At 64.5% G+C, this 901-nt stretch carries 1 protein-coding gene; it reads left to right on the top strand.

From position 1 onward, the window contains the following. The first annotated feature begins 76 nt into the window (after window positions 1-76). A protein-coding gene (locus Afe05nite_RS43525; protein ID WP_438869878.1) for an IS5 family transposase occupies window positions 77-894 on the top strand; the annotation gives its coding sequence in 2 pieces (ribosomal slippage) (window positions 77-392 and window positions 392-894; 819 coding nt in all). The last annotated feature ends 7 nt before the right edge of the window (window positions 895-901 follow it).

The raw sequence follows: 901 nt of genomic DNA, 5'->3' as shown, positions 1-901 counted from the left end.
TAAAAGCTCCTAACACGATCTGCTGAATCGACGGTGATCAGCGTGACGAGCCGAAGATCAGTCTCGTTCGGTCGTCGTGAGCAAGGCGTGGGTCGTCGACGACGGGTTGTGGAAGCTGATCGAGCCGGTACTGCCGCCGTGGCCGGTGAAGGCTCCGGGGCCGCGGCCGGTGCCTGACCGGTTGTGTCTGCAGGGCGTTCTGTTCGTGCTGCACACCGGGATCGGCTGGGAAGATCTGCCGCAGGAACTCGGGTTCGGTTCCGGGATGACCTGCTGGCGTAGGTTACAGCGCTGGACCGAGGCGGGCGTGTTCGACCAGGTGCATCAGATATTGCTCGCCCGGTTGAACGCGGCGAACCGGATCGACTGGTCACGTGCGGCGATGGACGGTAGTCACATCGACGCGAAAAAGGGGGTGCCGGGACAGGCCCGTCGCCGGTCAACCGCGGCAAACCCGGCTCCAAGCATCACCTGATCTGCGACGGTAACGGCACCCCGATCTACGTACTGACCAGCGGCGCGAACGTCCATGACATCAGCCGCGCGCTCGATCTACTCGACTGTTACCCGCCCATCGGCGGCCGCCCGGGCCGGCCCCGGCGCCGGTTTTCGACCTTGCTGGCCGACAAGGCTTACAGCAGTGCGGCGTTCCGTCAGGCCTGCCGCGAGCGCGGCACTGAACCGATCATCCCCAGGCCCAAGACCACCGGGATCAAGGGCCTGGGCAAGCTGCGCTACGTCGTCGAGCAGACCTTCGCCCTACTGCACCAGTTCCGCCGGCTCGCCATCCGATGGGAACGCCGACTCGACATCCACGACGGCTTCGTCAGCCTCGCCTGCGTCCTGATCTGCTGGCGCAGATTGATCAACTGGACCGACCAAAGATCGTGTTAGGAACTTT

Origin of the sequence: Paractinoplanes ferrugineus (assembly GCF_016862195.1) — a bacterium.
In the GTDB taxonomy this organism is placed as follows: domain Bacteria; phylum Actinomycetota; class Actinomycetes; order Mycobacteriales; family Micromonosporaceae; genus Actinoplanes; species Actinoplanes ferrugineus.
Note: the sequence above shows the minus strand (reverse complement) of the source record. Positions and strands in the feature narration are given on the sequence as shown.